This window comes from Streptomyces angustmyceticus (genome assembly GCF_040701845.1).
Lineage (GTDB): Bacteria > Actinomycetota > Actinomycetes > Streptomycetales > Streptomycetaceae > Streptomyces > Streptomyces angustmyceticus_A.
The window spans coordinates 46,435-62,569 of record NZ_JBFBHQ010000006.1 but is presented as its reverse complement, the minus strand read 5'-3'; the positions used below and the strand labels follow the sequence as shown (position 1 = coordinate 62,569).

17 protein-coding genes and 1 pseudogene are annotated in these 16,135 nt (G+C 70.9%); 7 read left to right on the top strand and 11 right to left on the bottom strand.

Annotated features, from left to right (window positions below):
- Positions 1-28 precede the first annotated feature (28 nt).
- Together AB0411_RS15830 and AB0411_RS15825 are read right to left on the bottom strand one after the other, a co-directional pair.
- Positions 29-898, bottom strand: coding sequence for a DAPG hydrolase family protein (locus AB0411_RS15830; protein ID WP_366417869.1), 870 nt, complete (start codon positions 896-898; stop codon positions 29-31).
- 1,125 nt (positions 899-2,023) lie between these two features.
- Positions 2,024-2,636, bottom strand: a pseudogene (locus tag AB0411_RS15825) (aldo/keto reductase); the annotation flags it as partial.
- Between the two features lie 302 nt (positions 2,637-2,938).
- Between AB0411_RS15825 and AB0411_RS15820 the strand changes: the two are divergent.
- Positions 2,939-3,163, top strand: a complete 225-nt coding sequence (locus AB0411_RS15820) for a hypothetical protein (RefSeq protein ID WP_366417868.1) — start codon at positions 2,939-2,941, stop codon at positions 3,161-3,163.
- Between the two features lie 141 nt (positions 3,164-3,304).
- Here AB0411_RS15820 and AB0411_RS15815 read toward each other — a convergent pair whose 3' ends face one another.
- On the bottom strand, positions 3,305-4,297 hold the full coding sequence (locus tag AB0411_RS15815; RefSeq protein WP_437042198.1) for an Acg family FMN-binding oxidoreductase: 993 nt from the start codon (positions 4,295-4,297) through the stop codon (positions 3,305-3,307).
- A gap of 228 nt (positions 4,298-4,525) precedes the next feature.
- Between AB0411_RS15815 and AB0411_RS15810 the strand changes: the two genes are divergently transcribed.
- From AB0411_RS15810 to AB0411_RS15800, 3 genes are all read left to right on the top strand, one after another.
- Positions 4,526-5,206: a CBS domain-containing protein gene (locus AB0411_RS15810; RefSeq protein ID WP_366417867.1), complete on the top strand. Its 681-nt coding sequence runs from the start codon at positions 4,526-4,528 to the stop codon at positions 5,204-5,206.
- Entirely contained in the window at positions 5,203-6,072 is an 870-nt protein-coding gene (locus AB0411_RS15805; RefSeq protein WP_366417866.1) for a universal stress protein, read from the top strand. Before AB0411_RS15810 ends, AB0411_RS15805 begins: the two co-directional genes overlap by 4 nt.
- Positions 6,073-6,165: 93 nt before the next feature.
- Complete coding sequence (locus AB0411_RS15800; protein ID WP_366417865.1) at positions 6,166-6,873, top strand: helix-turn-helix domain-containing protein; 708 nt, start codon at positions 6,166-6,168, stop codon at positions 6,871-6,873.
- 47 nt (positions 6,874-6,920) lie between these two features.
- Here the strand turns inward: AB0411_RS15800 and AB0411_RS15795 are convergent, their stop codons facing one another.
- Both AB0411_RS15795 and AB0411_RS15790 read right to left on the bottom strand, forming a co-directional pair.
- On the bottom strand, positions 6,921-7,796 hold the full coding sequence (locus tag AB0411_RS15795) for a universal stress protein (protein WP_366417864.1): 876 nt from the start codon (positions 7,794-7,796) through the stop codon (positions 6,921-6,923).
- 176 nt (positions 7,797-7,972) lie between these two features.
- Positions 7,973-8,437: a Crp/Fnr family transcriptional regulator gene (locus AB0411_RS15790; RefSeq protein WP_366417863.1), complete on the bottom strand. Its 465-nt coding sequence runs from the start codon at positions 8,435-8,437 to the stop codon at positions 7,973-7,975.
- 362 nt (positions 8,438-8,799) lie between these two features.
- Here AB0411_RS15790 and AB0411_RS15785 point away from each other — a divergent pair, with 362 nt between their 5' ends.
- Both AB0411_RS15785 and AB0411_RS15780 read left to right on the top strand, forming a co-directional pair.
- Positions 8,800-9,096 carry a hypothetical protein gene (locus tag AB0411_RS15785; RefSeq protein ID WP_366418252.1) on the top strand — a complete coding sequence of 99 codons (297 nt, stop codon included), beginning with the start codon at positions 8,800-8,802 and terminating at the stop codon, positions 9,094-9,096.
- Positions 8,981-10,156 carry a universal stress protein gene (locus tag AB0411_RS15780; RefSeq protein ID WP_366417862.1) on the top strand — a complete coding sequence of 392 codons (1,176 nt, stop codon included), beginning with the start codon at positions 8,981-8,983 and terminating at the stop codon, positions 10,154-10,156. Before AB0411_RS15785 ends, AB0411_RS15780 begins: the two co-directional genes overlap by 116 nt.
- Here the strand turns inward: AB0411_RS15780 and AB0411_RS15775 are convergent.
- Positions 10,086-10,388, bottom strand: coding sequence for a cation-transporting P-type ATPase (locus AB0411_RS15775; protein ID WP_366417861.1), 303 nt, complete (start codon positions 10,386-10,388; stop codon positions 10,086-10,088). The two genes, AB0411_RS15780 and AB0411_RS15775, sit on opposite strands and share 71 nt — an antisense overlap.
- 74 nt (positions 10,389-10,462) lie before the next feature.
- Between AB0411_RS15775 and AB0411_RS15770 the strand changes: the two genes are divergently transcribed.
- Positions 10,463-11,323 carry a universal stress protein gene (locus tag AB0411_RS15770; RefSeq protein ID WP_366417860.1) on the top strand — a complete coding sequence of 287 codons (861 nt, stop codon included), beginning with the start codon at positions 10,463-10,465 and terminating at the stop codon, positions 11,321-11,323.
- A 187-nt stretch (positions 11,324-11,510) separates the two neighbouring features.
- Here the strand turns inward: AB0411_RS15770 and AB0411_RS15765 are convergent, their stop codons facing one another.
- Genes AB0411_RS15765 through AB0411_RS15745 form a run of 5 tightly spaced genes read right to left on the bottom strand, consistent with a single transcriptional unit; the run spans position 11,511 to position 16,122 of the window.
- Positions 11,511-12,881, bottom strand: a complete 1,371-nt coding sequence (locus AB0411_RS15765; RefSeq protein ID WP_366417859.1) for a Ni/Fe hydrogenase subunit alpha — start codon at positions 12,879-12,881, stop codon at positions 11,511-11,513.
- On the bottom strand, positions 12,878-13,666 hold the full coding sequence (locus AB0411_RS15760) for an oxidoreductase (RefSeq protein ID WP_366417858.1): 789 nt from the start codon (positions 13,664-13,666) through the stop codon (positions 12,878-12,880). The genes AB0411_RS15765 and AB0411_RS15760 overlap by 4 nt, the downstream gene beginning before the upstream one ends.
- Before the next feature lies 1 nt (position 13,667).
- A complete protein-coding gene (locus AB0411_RS15755; protein WP_366417857.1) occupies positions 13,668-14,492 on the bottom strand; it encodes an FAD/NAD(P)-binding protein in 825 nt (274 codons plus the stop codon).
- Complete coding sequence (locus AB0411_RS15750; protein WP_366417856.1) at positions 14,489-14,971, bottom strand: cyclic nucleotide-binding domain-containing protein; 483 nt, start codon at positions 14,969-14,971, stop codon at positions 14,489-14,491. Before AB0411_RS15750 ends, AB0411_RS15755 begins: the two co-directional genes overlap by 4 nt.
- Positions 14,968-16,122 (bottom strand): 4Fe-4S dicluster domain-containing protein, encoded by a 1,155-nt coding sequence (locus AB0411_RS15745; RefSeq protein WP_366417855.1) that lies wholly within the window; start codon positions 16,120-16,122, stop codon positions 14,968-14,970. The genes AB0411_RS15750 and AB0411_RS15745 overlap by 4 nt, the downstream gene beginning before the upstream one ends.
- Positions 16,123-16,135 lie beyond the last annotated feature (13 nt).

The window sequence follows — 16,135 nt, the reverse complement described above, 5'->3', positions numbered from 1 at the left end:
GCGGTGGTCCCCGCTGCAGAACAGCTCTCTACGGCTCGTCGCGCCGTGCACGACGGGTGAACTCATCGAAGATGCCCGGGAGAAACGCAGCGAGGTGGTTCATCTCCTGGGAGCAATGCACGACCATGGCACGGGCTTGCTCCGCTCCGAGTTTCCGCAAGCCTTCCGCGGCCGCTTCGAGCTTCCCGGGCAGGGAGGCTCCTTCGCGGGGGGCGACGTATTTTCCGCCCATCCAGAAGCGTGAGCGCATCTCGCTGCCGTCCTTCACCCGCCGTACGTGATGGATCAAGTAGCCCCAGTCGAGTGGAACTCGGGACAGTCCGACCACACCGCAGACCGCGGTCGCCTCGGCCGGATCGAGACCGTCCTCGCTGAATCCGAACCTGCTGGGCCGGACGAAGCGGATGGCGAGCTCGCCGAGGGCGCTGCCGACGTATTCGTCGACGAACGACGTGCCGCCGATGTATCTCTCGCGGTACGGGGCATCTCGGTCCGCCGGGGCTCCTGACCATGCGGCGTACACATGGGCTCGCGGATTCCACAGCTTGTACCGCTGGGTCTCCGTGGCGTGCCACCAGAACCACCAGTCCAGCATGGCCGGGGACACGCCTGGCATACGGGTCAGCGTGGCGGTGTGCATGGAACCGTCGTCGAAGAGGCCGTAGCCGTTCTCGAGGTCGTGGTGGCCGGCGTCGCCCAGCGTCCCGGCAGCGTCGAATTCCAGGCACAGCGGGGGCGCCTGCGGACCGAGTGCGAGGGCCTCCCTGACGTGCTGCGGCAGCGGCGCCATCACCGGGTTCCAGTACTTCGCGTACCACTTGCCGTCGAGTTCGCCGACCTGCATTCCCAAGTGGGGCCGGCGCCCCGGATCGGCGCGTGGTTCCGCCGCGTCGGCCATACGACACCTCCTTCACGAGGTGGTGACGGTGACCCGCACGGGGTGGAGTCCTGGCTCGGAGACGAAGCTCCCCACCCCGCTGCCCGAAGTGACCAGCTCCGGCGCGGCCGGGCTCCCGGTTGGAGGAGCCGGCTCCGTCGCGTACACACGAGGCCCCGTCGGCGGACTGGGCTCGGCGGGAGGTGCATGGCTCGCGACGGCGAACCCCGCAGCCGGCGCGCAGGCCCCTGCGATGCGGCTCGTTCGCCTCACGGCCCTGCGAGCAATCGGCTTACGCTCGGCCATCGTCTCTCCGTTGCGATGTGTCAAAGGCCTGGGCCGCCCGGGAGCTCCCGGCAGCACGGGCAGGGTCGGGAGTCCTGCGCTCTTGGGTGACGGTATGCACGACTGACAGTCGATGCCCTGCTGGAGGGTCCGTCCGGAGGACCCTCCAGCAGGGCATCGTCGCGGCGTTTGCACCCCATGCACCCGGCACAGCCTCGCGCGGCCACACGAGGACCCGGGCCCACCAAGTCACGCCTGTCGGGGACGCGACCCGAGGGAACCGCGACTGCACATCCGACTCGCGCACCTGGCGGCCGTGGTAGCCGCCGGCCGAAGGATTTCGCCGGGAGACGCCCCGCCCCGGACTGTGTGCCGGCCCCGCGCCCGACGGGTCACGCGGTGGTCGCTGCGACCGCCTGCCGGCCACCCCGGTCAACGGCCTCCTGCCCGACGGCGCCGCTGCGAAGAGCCAACGCCTCATCGGTGGTCTGCTCACGCCCCCGGACGTCCGGTGCGCCGGCCGCTGTAGAGGCCCGGCGGTACACCGTTGCAGGTGGTGCTGCTCGGCGCGCGGCCTGGGTCGCGGAGCGCTTGGCAGCGGATGCCGGCGTCCGAGCAGGGCTACTAGGACGAAGGCCGCCTTGGCCCTCACGCCCGCATGCTCACGGGCGCCACCTCGTTCGTCGGACAGAAGGCGCTCTGCGGTGATTCCGGTGAGCAGCCTGACGCGCAGGATCGTGCGGCGGTGGGCTGAAGCGCGGTCCTGCTGGTGCACGGACAGGCCCTTCGCGAGGGATCTGGCAGCGGGAGGAGCGAGAGGCCGGCGATGCGACTGCTCACCCCTGGGGTGGCGGGTCCGGGTCAGGCGTCCAGACGACGCTTGGCGAGCCAGGTGACGATCTCGGGATCGTGGTGGTCGAAGAACAGGGAGCTGCCGGTGTCGAGGGTGGCGATCTGGGCCATCGGCTCGTCGGTGAGCTGGAAGTCGAAGACGTCGATGTTCTCGGCCATGGCGCTCGGCGCGCACGGGCTTGGGGATGGCGATGACGCCGCGCTGGGTGAGCCAACGCAGCACGACCTGTGCCACCGACTTGCCGTGCTCCTTGCCGATCTCGGCCAGCAGCGGGTTGGTGAACAGGCTGTTCATCCCTTCGGCGAAGCCGCCCCAGGACTGGATCTGCACGCCGTGTTCGCGCATGAGCCCCTGGTAGTCGGCGCGCTGAAAGAAGGGGTGGGTCTCGATCTGGTCGACCACCGGGGGGATCTCGTTGTTGACGATCAAGTCGATCAGGCGGTCGGGGTAGAAGTTGGCCACGCCGATCGCCTTGGCCGTCCCTTCGCGGTCGAGCGCCTCCATGGCGCGCCACTGGCCGTAGACGTCGCCGAAGGGCTGGTGCATCAGGTACAGGTCGAGGTGGTCCAGGCCCAGCTTGTTCAGGGAGGTCTCGAACGCGCGCTTGGTGTTGTCCTCGGATTCGTCAATCAGCTGTGGGCCCACCCACCAGTGACGCAGGGTTCTTTCCTGGGCCTCTCTCACGAAGGGTCCTCGCGATGAGGTGGAACCGCGAGGGGGCGGTAGGGCTGGAGCCGGCAGAAGGCCCGCACGAGCCTCGCTCGGATGGCGATCCTCTGAGTACATCCTGGTCAGAGCCTTTCACGGGACTGCGGAAGGCAGCCGCCAGGAGAACGCGTGGGTGCACTTCGACAGTCGCTACGAGTCGCCCCAGTCCCCGGTGGACTTCCTCTGGGACCCGGGCACCCGGACGGAAGACTCGCATGGCACGAGAAGCGCGGGGCATCGAGGTCACCCTGGTGGAGCCGAAGGACATCCAGTTGCCCGTCGTCTTCCCCTCGCCGCTCATGAGCACCATCGGCGAGCTCGGCTCCTTCCTCGCCAGGGAAGAGAGCGCGGCCGAGGCAACCGAGCCCACCGCACTGCCCGCCGACCTCATCAAGAAACTCCCCAGCACGGCACCGAACGGGAAGGGCAGCAGCGGGTGACCGTTCCCCAGGCGTAACGGTCCCCAGGCGTAACGGCAGGCCACGAGCTGGACTCATCGGGAAGCCGGGTCAGTCCACCGCGCGATGTCGTCGCGCGGTGTCGTCGGCCTCCGTACCTTCGCTCCCTCATCCGGCCGTCATTCACGGCTTGATCGTGAGCACCTGGTCCAGCGGACGTCGCGGGGTCCTGGGCCCCTGTGGGCCGTACCCCAGGCGCAGGATCATGTGCACATGGCCCCTGCCGGACTGCGGGTCGCGCAGTATCCAGCGCAGGTCCGGCCATTCGACGGGCTGCGTCGCGAAGGAGCCGGCGAGTCCCTGGAGGGTGGCCAGGAGAAGGACACGCTCCAGTGCCTGGCCGGCGCGTAGCCAGTCGGCCGGGGTGTCGCCCAGGGTGCTGAGCGAGGCCAGTTGGGGGCTCTTCTCGAAGTCGGCGTAGGCGCGGTCGGAGACGATGCCCCGGCCGGCGAAGTCCCTGAGGGGGGCCGAGCCGGTGCTTTTGCGGGGCCCGAAGGCGTAGTCCGGGATGCCGTCGTCGACGGCTGGTTCGGCAGCGGTGTCGTGGGTCCAGCGGCGCTGTTCGGCGTCGCGGCCGTCGTCCATCCGGTTGTAGCCCTCGGCGTGCATGATCAGATCCAGCACGGTCTCGCGGTGCGGGGTGGCCAGGAAGCTCAGCTGCGCCCCTTCTCGGGCCGCGGCATCGGAGAGCGCGGCGCGGATGTTTCCCGGGATCTGGCGTTCCGTGAAGGGGGAGCGGCTGGTGTGGCGGTTGCGAAGGGCGCCATGCAGGCCGGCGAGGGACTCGTCCGTGTGCGCGTGAGGGTCGTCCAGCCGCACGGCGGCCAGGAGCGCTGGGACATGCGGGTCCGGAAGGAGGGTCGTCGAGGTGCGATGGCCGGCGTGGGACGCGGCCACTCGCAGGTTCAGCAGCGCGGCTCCGCAGCCCAGGTGCAGGCCACGGGTCGTGGGGTCGGCGTGCGGCATGGCGCGCTCGAGGTCGGCGGAAAGGGTGAACGTACGGCTGTGGCGGGCGTAGCCGAAGTACCAGGGCTGGGCATTGTGCATGGACGGCGCGGTGATGGCGTCGGCGACGAGGGTCTTCACCAGCGTGTCGTCGAGGGTCTGGATGAACACCGGGGCCTCCCGTACGGCGCGGACGGTGGATCGGCGGGCTTCTTCAGAGTGGTGGGGCCGCTGCGATCGCGTCAGGGGCCATAGGTCCCTTGCCGCAGGCCACTCGGATCCTTCGGGCCTGCCGGCCGGCCGATGGGGCCGAGTGGCTCATGCCGGGAGCGTCCGTGCTCCGGCCACGCTGGAGAAGTGGGGGCAAGGCGTCGACCGCCACGGGGAAAGGAGCCGGAGATGGAGCACCGCACGATAGGTGAGCTCATGACGAGGCAGGTCGTGAGTGTGCAGCTCGACACGCCGTTCAAGGACATCGCGCAGATCCTGGCCGACAACGCGGTGAGTGCCGTGCCGGTTCTCGACGGCCTCGGCAGGCCGGCCGGGATCGTCTCGGAGGCCGACTTGCTGCGGAAGGCGGCTGACCGGTCCGATCTCTCCGGCCGGACACCGTTGCCCCACCTCGAGGCGTGGGAGCGGGCCCGGGCCGAGGGGTGCACCGCCGACGAACTCATGTCCGCTCCGGCGGTCTGTGCTCACCCGGAATGGACCGTGGTGGAGGCGGCACGGCTGATGGAGGTGCAGAACGTAAAGCGTCTGCCCGTGGTCGATGAGACGGAGACGCTGCTGGGCGTCGTCAGCCGCAGCGATCTGCTGCGCGTCTTCCTCCGCCAGGACAAGGCGATCCAGGAGGAAATCTCGCGGGAGATCATCGGACGCACCGCACGCCTCGGCGCAGCAGGCGTGACCGCCGACGTCGTCCAGGGTCAGGTGGCACTGCACGGCTCGGTGGCCGAGCCTCTGCTCACCCCGGTTCTTGTCCGCATGTGCGCCAGCGTCGACGGCGTCGTGTCGGTCTCCGAAGACCTGAAGCCGGCCGTGGCCGCCCACTCGGCTGATGGGAGCGGAGAACCCTCATGAAAGACCTCATCACGGTCGGCCTGGACGGCACTTTGCAGTCGCTGTCCGCAGCGCTGTGGGCAGCGCGGGAGGCGGAGTTGCGCAAGGCGCGGCTGCGGCTTCTGCATGCCTGGATCCTGCTCGCCCCGGAGCCGACCGGCGCGCCGTCCGAGGAAGCGGAAGAGAACTACTGGCCGCACCGGATCATCGATGAGGCTCGGACAGCCGTGGCCTCGTCCCACCCCGACCTTCCTGTGGACGTGGGCTTGGTGCGCGGAGAACCGTCGGATGCCCTGGCCAAGGCGGCTGAACAGTCGGACCTGCTGGTTCTCGGATCGCGAGGGCTCGGAGCCGCCGCGCGCTTCACCCTGGGAGAGATCGGGCTGGAACTGGTGACCCGCACCGCCGTCCCGACTGTGCTTGTCCGTGCCCAGCAGGACACCCCGGCCCGCATCGGAAGCGGCAATGTGACGGTCGGCGTCAGTCTGCACGCCGCGTGCGACGGGCTGCTGGCGTTCGCCTTCGAAACCGCCGCCCGTCGGGCCGTCGCGCTGCGGGCCGTGCACGGCAGGCACCTGCCTGCGTATGCCTACAACCGCGGCGGCGGCGTGGACCGGATCGCTGCCGAGGAATCGGCTCAGAGCGCACGGGACGAGCTGGCTGCGGCATTGCGCCCATGGCGGGCGAAGTTCCCGGACGTGCACGTCGACGAGCAGGTGATAATGGAGAGTCCGGCGCCCGCGCTTCTGCACGGCACCCCGAACGCGGAACTGCTGGTTGTCGGCCGGCGGCACGGAGGCCGCCTGCTGCCGCCTCGCATCGGCCACGTCGTCCAGGCAGCCGTGCACCACGCCCCGTGTCCGATAGTGGTTGTCCCCCACGATTGACCCGTAGCACGGCACGCTCCGTGCGGGGTGGCACCGTTGTCGAACCGCGGCCGGGCCACCGCTGACACGGCTCGACGAAGGGATGTGTACGCGATGACGAACAGGGAGCCCGACTCCGGCTCGGAGCCGCTCCGGCCCCGCAGTGACCTCGGGCGGCGGGTCGCACTGCGCCGGCAACAGTTGGGGCTGACCCGCGAGGAGGTCGCGGCCCGCGCCGCTGCCTCGCCGGGATTCCTCCAGTACGTGGAGGAGAGCGCCGCCGAGCCGGGCATCGGATTCATGCTGCGCCTGGCCGGTGCGTTGGATACGACGGTGGCCGAGCTGGTGGGCGGGACGATGGAGTTGCCGGCCGGATTCGGCAAGGCAGCCCCACATCCCGAGGTACTGGTTCTCAGTCCTGCCGAGTGCCGCGAGCGGCTCTCCACGCACGGCGTCGGCCGCGTAGCGGTGACCGTTGACGACACACCCGCGGTGTTCCCTGTGAACTACACCGTGGCCGACGAGCTGATCGCCTACCGCACCGCCCCGGAAGCCGGACCGGCCGCGGCGGCCGGCCACGAGGTCGCGCTGGAGGTCGATCACATCGATGACGCATTCAGCCAGGGCTGGAGCGTCCTGGTGGTGGGGCGCGCCCACGTGGTCACCGACTCCTCTGAATCACGTCGGCTCGAGGAACATGCCCGCACGGCACCCTGGGTGGGCGACGGACGTCACGAGTGGATCGCCATCCGTCCCACGCGGATCACCGGCCGACGCATTCGCGTCATGGGCACCCATGCGCCATCGAGAGCAAGGTCGTGACGGGGAAGTGGCGTACCTCCCCCAGGGCCCGAGGTCCGACCCCTGTGTCACGTCGGCTGCGGCACGACCGCCACGGGGCACTCCGCGTGGTGCAGAGCGGTGTGCGCCACCCGCCCCAGCTGGAGCCCCAGACGACTGTCACGGCGCCGTGCTCCGAGCACCAGCAGGTCCGCGGCGGCGGAACGCTGCACCAGCACCTTGTGGGCCGGCCCTTCAACCGTGGCGCGCCGTAGCCGCACCGCCGGGTACTCACCGACCATCTCCTTCAGCGACTCGTCCAGCACGGCCGATGCCCGCTCCTGGTGATACCGCTCCGGGTCTCCGGCGAGCAGCGGGTGGTCGGTGGTCTCGTGCGCGGGGCAGCGCCAGGCACGGACGGCCTCGAGGGCGCACCCCCGGGCCGCGGCCTCGCGGAAGGCGAACCGGACGGCTTCCGAGTCTTCGGCCGACTCACCGACGCCGAGGAGGACGCGCTCATGTGTCCCCGCAAGCCCCGCCTTGTCTCCGCGCACCACGATCACGGGGCACCGCGCCCGGGCTGCGACGGCCAGTCCGACCGACCCCAGCAACAGGCCGGTGAAGGCACCGCGGCCCCGCGAACCCACGATCACCGCGGAGGCATGGTCGGCTTCGCGCAGCAGCACGGATTCCGGATCGTCCCCCAGAATCTGGGTGGAGACGTCGACGTCGGCGTTGCGCAGCTCGGTGCGTTCGACCGCAGACCCCACGATATTGCCGGCGAGAACCTCCCCGGCAGGGCGCTTCAGGCTCGGCCCCAGCGCCACATCCTCGTAACGCTCCCATTGGGAGGCGTGGACCAGGCGTAGCGGCAACTCGTGCCGCGCGGCCTCGTCCACCGCCCAGTCGAGCGCGACGAAACTGGCATCCGATCCGTCTACACCGACGACCAGGGGGCGCACCATGGTCCCCACCGCCTTCCTGCATCAGCAGAGAAATGCCCTTCTCCTCACCGTCGCATCGTCGGCCGCCGGGGAGCAGGGCCGGATGGAGACGGGCAGTGGGCCGCTCGGCTCTCCTTGAAAGGAGCGTCGGGGCGCGCCGTCGCCCGACACCTTCCGGGGAGGTGGGCCGGCTGCGTTCACGGCGGAGCGGGCATGGCCCTTGATCCGGGCCCGCCCATATCGGCCAGACGAAGACGGGTGGCCTGGAGACGGCTTGCGACCACGTCGAGGACCCGGCGGGTCACTGCCAGGCCGATCGCCGGGTCCGCCTCGCACAGGGCGCGTACCGCCGTCGCATCGAACTCGTAGGCCCGCACGGGGCTGGACGCCTCCGCGCCCATACGCCAGGTGTACGGCGGTACCAGCCACGACCAGCCCACGAGGTCGCCGTGGTCCAGCATGTCGACGACCATCGGCCGCCGGCCCCTCACCTGGACGTCGAGATTCACCGAGCCGGTGCGAATTATCCAGAACCGGTCGGCGAGCCCGTGTTCCTCGAAGATCCGCTTCCCCTCCGGGAACGACACTTCACGGGCGAACTGCATCAGGCGTTCGCGCCCCTCCGTGGGGAGCGCATGAAGCAATGGTGGTGTGGAGTTCATGCCGGTTCTCCCGGATCTCCGTGGGCGACGTGCGGCCACCGAGCCGTACAGGCCGGTCACTGCCAGAGTGCGCTCGTGACGATGATCGGTACAGGGCTGTTCGGCGGGGTGCGGTGGGCCGAAGGGCCCCACGGCGGGGCACCTCACGGGGCCGACAGCCACCATCGAGGTCTGCGGGATCCGCTCGGAAGAACCTGCGCCGGACGCGCGTCGCCAGGTGCCCCCAGCACACCGGTGCCAGCCCGAGCGCCGGCTCGGACCCGGACAACGGCTCGGCTCCCAGCAGGGAACGCAGTGGCGGCAGGAGAACACCTGCCACCTGAAGAACCAAGGCCAGCGCCACCGCAGCGAGGAGGAAGGGGGTGGCGGAACTGCGCGGGCGGCTGCGCGATCCGAGGGCAGCGCCGAGTGGTGTCGCCGAGCACGAGGCAGATCCGCGATTGCCGGGAACGTCCGGTCCGCGGCGCCCGGCACGCCCGACGGCGACGGACATCGGCATGGATGCGGCGCCCTTCCACCACCGCCGGGAGGACGGTGCCGAGGATGTCGTCCGCGAGAACCAAATCCGCTGCCTGGCGCGCCACTTCGGTTCCGCGGCGCCCCACCGCCACACCGATGCCGGCCTGCCGGAGGGCCGGGCCGTCGTTGATGCCGCGTAATGAGCAACGGCGTGATGCCCGCCTCACGGCAGGTGGCGAGGGTGGCACCCGCACTTCAGGCCCCAAGGCCGAACGGCCCGGCGTTGGGCCGATGAGCCCCTGTTTTCCCTTCCGCATCGGCCGCACCCTGGCACCCAGTGGGCATGCCCCCTACCCTCGTCAGGCGGTGAATAGGATGGTCTTTCCCCTGGTCGTAGGCACCGACGGTTCCCCTGACGCCATGCGCGCGGTGGACTGGGCCGCTGATGAAGCCGCGCTTCGCGGATGCCCGCTGCGCCTGCTGTACGCGTCGTTGTGGGCACTCCACGAGGAGCCCGCGCACTCTTGCGGTGGTTCCCGACGGGCTCAGCGCGCGGGTGCCGCCCAGGCCGTTGCCGCCGCCGCTGAGGTGCGGGCACGGTCACGGTGCCCGGAGGTGCCTGTGACAGCCGACGTCCGCGACGAGGACCCGGTCTACGCGTTGGCCGACGCGAGCGAGGGTGCCGCCGCAATCATTGTCGGCTGCCGGGGGCACGGGCTCTCCGGCACCCTCCTCGGGTCGGTGAGTCTGACGGTCGCGGCGCGGGCCCGCTGTCCGGTCTTCGTGGTGCGCGGTGGTGTCCCGGCCACCACGGACGAACGCTGGGTCGTGGTCGGGCTCGCCGCACCCGGCACGACGACCGCGGCCGTCGATTTCGCCTTCACGGAAGCGGCCCTGCGCGGCTGGGGGGTCGAAGTGGTACACGCCTGGGCGCGCCCACGACGGGAACACGCCACGGTATGCTCCGGCGACTTCAACGAAACCCGGCTGTTCCACGAACAGCAGGCCAAGCTGTGGCTGGATGAGGCCCTCGCACGACCCACGGCCGTGCATTCCGACGTGCCCGTGCGTCGTGTCGCCGTCGAGAGTCGCGCGCGGCCGGCACTCTTGCAGGCCGCTTCCCACGCAGGTCTGCTGGTGGTGGGAGCCCGACGGCGGCGAGACCCTCTGGTGCTGCAGCTCGGACTCGTCAACCACGCGATGCTGCACCATGCGCCGTGCACCGTCGCGGTCGTTCCCGCAGAGGGAAGGGACAGCTGACCGCCGGCGCGGCAACAGGCACACACAGGCCGGCAATCCTGCGCCACACCCCTCGGCCGGGTACACGCGGCATGCGGTTCGGCCCCCACTGTGCGCGTCGCCGTGCCACCTCCTGGGGGTCGAAAGGGCCCCGAGCGGGTCGGCGCCCGGCCCGGCCCGAGACGGGCAGACGAACCGGGTGAGCGGCACCCCGGCGCGCCACGTGGCCTCCTGGTAGGACCGCTCGGCCCATTGGTCTCCTCCTCGGCCGCGGCGATGCTGGAACCCGATGTTCGTATCCGTAGCCCTGGCTGCGTGGAGGTCGTCATGGGCGGGTCTGTTGTCGTGGGGCTGGACGGCACCGGTAACAGCGTGCCCGCTGTGCGCTGGGGCGCCGAGGAAGCGGCGGCCCGCGGCCTACGGCTCCACCTTCTGCACTCCTGGACCTCTCAGCCCCAGAATCTCCCCATCGCCCAGGAGGCCGCGAACAAGAAGCGCTTCGGAGCCGAGGTGCTCGCATCAGCCGAAGCCAGGGCGCTCGAACTGCACCCGGACATCCCGGTGACGACCGAGCAGGTCTCGGAGCCGGCGGTCGACGCGTTGGTCGACCGCAGTGGGCAGGCCACGATGATGGTGCTCGGATCGCGCGGGCACGGTGCGATAGCCGGGTTCCTGCTCGGTTCGGTCAGCCTGCACGTTCTCGGACGCGCGGAGTGCCCGGCGGTCACCGTGCGCGAGGAGGAAACCGTCCCCTATGGGAGGCCCGAGGTGGTGATCGGTGTCCAGGAGCCCGGGACACGAGGTGAGGCAGTGCTGGAGTTCGCGTTCGGTGCCGCGAAGGCCCACCATGCGAGCGTGCGCGCCGTACGGGCGTGGGAGCCGCTGGGCGGCCGGGGGTATGTGCCCACCATGCCTGCCCACTCACCGGAAGAGGACCGGTGCGCACTCGCCGAGGAGAAGAAGCTGGCCGGCATCCTGGCCCCTTGGCGGGCGAAGTTCCCCGGCGTCAACGTAGTCGAACACGTACAGCGGGGCAGAGTTGCACCGGTACTGCTGGAGGCATGCTCACAGGCGAGTCTGCTGGTCGTGGGGCGTCGAATGCAGCGCACCCCGATGCTTCTCGGGCCCATTGTGTTCGCCGTTCTGCACCATTCCTTCTGCCCGGTTGCGGTCGTCCCGCGCATCTGAGACTCACCGCTTCAACGACTGGCCACGCCTCTCCGGAACGGGAACGGTGACGAGCGGGCACTGTGCGCGATGCAGCGCCCCTGACTCACCGAGCCCAGGGGCATCCCGGCGAATCCACCCCGCCCCCTGGTTCCGGTCACCAGCCTTTCGAACCTGCCCTCGCCGCGGCGCCTGGGCCCTGGATTCCTCAGTCGCGAGCGATGGTCAGATCGAGGAAGTGCGTGGAGCAGGAGATGCACGGATCGTGGTTGCGGATCACTCGTTCGCACAGGGCGGTCAGCTCGGTGTCGGAGGGGTGGGGCGCGACGCCGAGGCGCTCCTGCGCCGTGCGGCGCAGGTCCTGCTCGATCGCGGCCTGGTTCTGCGCGGTCGGCGGGACGAGGGCGGCATCGGTGACGGTTCCGTCGGCATCGAGGCTGTAGCGGTGGTAGAGGAGCCCGCGGGGGGCCTCCGTCGCGCCATGACCGGTGCCGGCCCGCGCGGGCACGTCGAGGTACGGGCGTGGTGGGGGCTCGTAGGCCTCGATGAGGCGCAGCGCCTCGCCGACCGCGTACAGGACCTCGACCGCCCGGACGACGATGCTGCGGAACGGGTTGCGGCACACCGCTCCCTCGCGTGGGTCGCCGAGCCCGGCCTCCCGTGCGGCCTGCAGCACGTCGGGGGGCAGCCAGCGGCCGCTGATGGCGTAGCGGGCGAGTGTGCCCGTGAGGTGGCGGTTCCCGTCGAGCAGGGAGTGCAGGGCGGTGGAATGCGGCACCTGCGTCTCGATGACGTGGTCGGGGAAGGTGTGCAGCGGGAAGGTACGGGTGGGGAGCGCACGGTCGCTGTCCCCGGGCAGTCCTGCGGTGCTCGGAGCGGCCATCGCCGTGGGGGTCCCGGAGGCGATGGCGTAGTCGCCCGGTTCGGCGAGCGCGAGAAGTGCGGTGTCGATCCCGGCGTCGGGGAAGTCGAAGCCGGCGACCCAGCGCACGGTCGCCTCGGCGTCGTCCCGGGCGCGCTTGAGCCGTTCCGCGAAGGGCCGCAGCTCGGATCTGGCCGGGACGCGGTGGAAGCCGCCGAGACGTACGTTGACGGGGTGGATGGCGCGGCCACCGAGGAGTTCCATGAGGGCGTTACCGGTCTGCTTGAGCGCGAGGCCCCTCTCCACGTGGGGGCGATGGGTGCGCGCCAGGTCGATGACGCTGCCGGCGCCGAGGAAGTCGGGGGCGTGCAGCAGGTAGACGTGCAGGGTCTGGCTCTCGATCCATTCGCCGCAGTAGAGCAGCCGGCGCAGCGCGGCCAGTGGGCCGTCCACGACGATGCCGCAGGCGTCCTCGATCGCGCGGCAGGCGCTCATCTGGTAGGCGACCGGGCAGATGCCGCACACCCGGGAGGTGATGTCGGGCGGCTCGGTGTGGGCACGGCCGCGCAGGAACGCCTCGAAGAACCGCGGGGGTTCATAGATCTTCAGCCGGGCCTCGGCGACCTCGCCGTCGTGGAGGCGCAGATGCAGCGCGCCCTCGCCTTCGACGCGGGCGAGGGAGGCCACCTTCAGCACCTTCGACTCGCGGTGGGTCACCCGGGCAGTTCCTTCCGTACGGCCGCCTCGAACTCCGGCGCGGCGGTGTTGAACGTACGCAGTACCCGCACCACGTCCAGGGTTTCCATGCCGTCGCGGCGCAACAGCGGGATGAAGGAAGGGAAGTTGGTCGAGTTCGACGGGCCGAAGCAGCCGTAGCAGCCGCGGTCGTACGCCGGGCACAGCGCGCCGCACCCCGCGTGGGTGACCGGGCCCAGGCAGGGGGTGCCGTGCGCGACCGTCACACAGACGGTGCCGCGCCGCTTGCACTCGAAGCACACGCTGTGCGCGGGAACGTCGGGCGTGCGGCCGGCGAGGTAGGCGGTGATGACCTCGACGAGCTGACCTCGGTCGATGGGGCAGCCGCGCAGTTCGAAGTCGACGGGGACATGGGCGCTGATGGGGGTGGAGGTGGCGAGGGTGTCGATGTAGTCCGGCCGGGCGTAGACCACGGCACGGAACTCGGACACGTCGGCGTAGTTGCGCAGCGCCTGGACCCCGCCCGCGGTGGCACAGGCACCGATGGTGACCAGGCGGCGGGAGGCGGCGCGGATCTGCTGGATCCGCTCGGCGTCCTGGGAGGTCGTGACGGAGCCCTCGACCAGCGACAGGTCGAACGGTCCCGGGCCGGGCCCGCTGGACGCCTCCAGGAAGTGGGTGATCTCCACCCGCTCGGTGATGCCGAGGAGTTCGTCCTCACAGTCGAGCAGGGTCAGCTGGCAGCCGTCGCAGGAGGCGAACTTCCACACGGCCAGCCGCGGACGCGGGTCGGGCACGGCGGCCATGTCACAGCTCCCGTACGGCGAGGAGGGCTTCGGCTCGGGCCCAGGTGACGACCGGCCCGTCCCGGCACAGCAGCAACGGGCCGAGCTGGCAGTGGCCGCAGTGACCGGTCCCGCAGTGCATGGTGCGCTCCAGGGAGATCCGGATCCGGTCCGGAGCGAGCCCGCGGTGGACGAGGTCGCGGGCGGTGGCCCGGATCATGGCCTCGGGGCCGCAGACGAAGGCCGCCGCCCCGGCCGGGGCGAACCGGGCCCGGTCCAGGAGGGCGGTCACCACGCCGACGTCCCCCTGCCAGCTGTCGTCGGGGCGGTCGACGGTGACCTGGACACGGGCGCCGACCGCGCGCCACCGGTCGATGTCCCGCGTGCAGAGCAGGTCGGCGGGGGTGCGAGCCCCGATGAGGATGTTCAGCCGGCCGTACCGGTGGGGCGTGGCGAGTGCCGCGTGGACGAGTGGCCGCAGCGGCGCCAGGCCGAGGCCGCCGGCCACGACCACCAGGTCGCGTCCGGCCGCGGCGGTCAGGTTCCAGCCGGTGCCGAGCGGCCCGCGTACGCCGACCGTCGCGCCGGGTTGCAGGCCGTGCAAGGCTCCGGACACCGCCCCGACCGCGCGGATCGTGTGGGTCAGCCGGCTCCCGGCGATGCCGCTCAGCGACAGCGGGATGTCGCCCACGCCGAAGGCGTACACCATCGCGAACTGCCCGGGGACGAAGGGCGGCAGGGCCGACACCACGGGTTCGAGGACGATCTCGGCGGTGTCGGCGGTGTCGTCCCTCCGCTCGACCACCCGGTAGGGCAACGGGGCCAGGGCGGGGCTCGCGGCCGTCACGGCGCTTCACCACCGGCCGCGGTGGTGTGGCTGCCGGGCGGCCCGTACAGGTCCAGAAGGCGGGTACGGGCGGCGCGCAACCGTCGGCCGATCGCCACGCCGGCGACACACCGGGTCACCGCCAGGCCGAAGGCGGGGTCCTCGTCGAGAGCGGCGCGCACCCGATGCGCATCGAACTCGTACGCCTCCACATCCCCTCTGGTCCGCGCGCCCAGGTGCCAGCGGTAGGGCTCGAACAACCAGGACCAGCCCAGCAGTTCACCCTCACCAAGGGTCTCGACGACCATGGCGCCACGGCCCGGCTCATACACGTCGAGGACGACGATTCCGGTACGGATGATCCAGAACCGGTCGGCCGCACCGCCCTCCTCGAAGAGGCGGACGCCGGCCGGCAGGGAGACGTCACGTGCGAAACCGAGCAGCCGGTCACGGTGTTCGGGCGCCAGCGCACTGAGAATTCTGCGTCCTCGTGCCGTCATGACGACGCTTCGCCCTGTGCCGTTCCTGCAGCACGCTCCGCGTTCAGCGCGTGGGCCTCCTCGGTGATGTCGATGCCCACCGGGCACCAGACGATGCACCGGCCGCAGCCGACGCAGCCCGAGCTGCCGAACTGGTCGTACCAGGTGCCGAGTTTGTGGGTGGCCCACTGCCGGTAGCGGCTGTGGCCCGACGCCCGCACCGGTCCGCCCGGCAGATGGGAGAACTCCAGGTCGAAGCAGGATTCCCAGCGGCGCCACCGCTCGGCGTGATCCCCGCTCAGGTCGGTGACGTCCTCGGCCGTGGTGCAGAAGCAGGTCGGGCACACCATGGTGCAGTTGCCGCAGGTCAGGCACCGTGAGGCGACATCGTTCCAGCGGTCGGCCTGCAACGTGTCACGCATCAGCGTCTGCAGGTCCACCAGTGGCATGCTGCGGCCCATGCGGTCGGCCGCCTCGGCGACGCGCTCCCGTGCCGCGGACTCGGTCTCGTGGTCACTGGGCCGACGTGGGAGCTCAGCCAGCACTGACGCACCTTCGTCGCTGCCGGCCCGTACCCAGAACCGGTGGTCGCCCTCTTCGACCACCTCGGTCAGCGCCAGGTCGTAGCCGCTGTCCGCGGCGGGGCCCGCGCCCATGGACGTGCAGAAGCAGGTGGCGCCCGGATCGGTGCACTCCGCGGCCACCAGGAAGGCCCGTTCCCGGCGAGCGCGGTAGCGGCTGTCGGTGTGCGGGCCGCCGGCCAGTACCCGGTCCTGCACGGAGATGGCCCGCAGATCGCAAGGGCGTACCCCGAGGAAGGCGTACGACGTCGGCGGCGTGTCGTCCTCGGTCATCACCAGCGCGCCGTCAGCCCCGCGGTCGGCGGTCCACTGCCGCTCACGCTGCGGGTGCAGGTACGTCTTCCAGGACTGCGGACCCGCGCTGTGCGCGAACGCCGCGCCGTCCTCGCGGGGGCGCACCCGGTAGTGTCCGGCCTCCAGTTCGACGCCCCAGCCGTACGGCAGCTCGTCGCCGCCGGCGATCTCGGCCAGCACGATCGCGCCGTCGCGCACGGTCGGCCCGATGACCGTTCGGCCACGTGCGGCGAGGACGCGGATCAGCGCGTCCAGCCCGTCCGTGCCGATCACCGCGGTGGTCTCATTGCCCGTCATCGCCCGCCTTCCG

Excerpts from the sequence above, each read along its gene's own strand:
- AB0411_RS15820 (WP_366417868.1), top strand. The coding sequence starts at position 2,939 with ATGGCACGAGAAGCGCGGGGCATCGAGGTCACCCTGGTGGAGCCGAAG.
- AB0411_RS15750 (WP_366417856.1), bottom strand. The coding sequence starts at position 14,971 with ATGACGGCACGAGGACGCAGAATTCTCAGTGCGCTGGCGCCCGAACAC.
- AB0411_RS15800 (WP_366417865.1), top strand. The coding sequence starts at position 6,166 with ATGACGAACAGGGAGCCCGACTCCGGCTCGGAGCCGCTCCGGCCCCGC.
- AB0411_RS15780 (WP_366417862.1), top strand. The coding sequence starts at position 8,981 with ATGTCGTCCGCGAGAACCAAATCCGCTGCCTGGCGCGCCACTTCGGTT.
- AB0411_RS15745 (WP_366417855.1), bottom strand. The coding sequence starts at position 16,122 with ATGACGGGCAATGAGACCACCGCGGTGATCGGCACGGACGGGCTGGAC.
- AB0411_RS15795 (WP_366417864.1), bottom strand. The coding sequence starts at position 7,796 with ATGGTGCGCCCCCTGGTCGTCGGTGTAGACGGATCGGATGCCAGTTTC.
- AB0411_RS15830 (WP_366417869.1), bottom strand. The coding sequence starts at position 898 with ATGGCCGACGCGGCGGAACCACGCGCCGATCCGGGGCGCCGGCCCCAC.
- AB0411_RS15790 (WP_366417863.1), bottom strand. The coding sequence starts at position 8,437 with ATGAACTCCACACCACCATTGCTTCATGCGCTCCCCACGGAGGGGCGC.
- AB0411_RS15810 (WP_366417867.1), top strand. The coding sequence starts at position 4,526 with ATGGAGCACCGCACGATAGGTGAGCTCATGACGAGGCAGGTCGTGAGT.
- AB0411_RS15770 (WP_366417860.1), top strand. The coding sequence starts at position 10,463 with ATGGGCGGGTCTGTTGTCGTGGGGCTGGACGGCACCGGTAACAGCGTG.
- AB0411_RS15805 (WP_366417866.1), top strand. The coding sequence starts at position 5,203 with ATGAAAGACCTCATCACGGTCGGCCTGGACGGCACTTTGCAGTCGCTG.
- AB0411_RS15760 (WP_366417858.1), bottom strand. The coding sequence starts at position 13,666 with ATGGCCGCCGTGCCCGACCCGCGTCCGCGGCTGGCCGTGTGGAAGTTC.
- AB0411_RS15775 (WP_366417861.1), bottom strand. The coding sequence starts at position 10,388 with ATGGGCCGAGCGGTCCTACCAGGAGGCCACGTGGCGCGCCGGGGTGCC.